The following is a 333-nucleotide window of genomic DNA, read 5'->3' as shown; positions in this document are numbered from 1 at the left end:
TCCTATGCGCCGCGACACGGGCGAGCTGCGGTTCGTCCGGACAACACCCCTGGCGGCGGCGCCTATGCTCCACGGGCGAGGTGACCACCCGCTCCCGGGAGCCCCTCGTGACGGCCCCTGAGCTCGCCGCGGCAGTCCGCGCCCTGATGCCCCGTGGCCGCCACGAACTGGCCGAGCTGGTCGCCTTCCCGTCCGTCGCCGACCCCGAGCTCGGCCTGGAGCAGGAGTGCCGCGCCGCCGCCCAGTGGGTCGCCGACGCCCTGCGCGCCGAGGGCCTGACGGAGGTCCGGCTGCTCGACACGCCGGACGGCACCCAGTCCGTCTACGGCGAGC

At 76.0% G+C, this 333-nt stretch carries 1 pseudogene; it reads left to right on the top strand.

Annotated elements, in window-relative coordinates:
• Positions 1-146 precede the first annotated feature (146 nt).
• Positions 147-333, top strand: a pseudogene (locus tag C7C46_RS33780) (dipeptidase); the annotation flags it as partial.

The sequence above is a fragment of the Streptomyces tateyamensis genome (assembly GCF_003205575.1).
In the GTDB taxonomy this organism is placed as follows: Bacteria; Actinomycetota; Actinomycetes; order Streptomycetales; family Streptomycetaceae; genus Kitasatospora; species Kitasatospora tateyamensis.
The sequence above is the reverse complement of the archived record's forward strand: the minus strand, read 5'-3'. Positions and strand labels throughout refer to the sequence as shown.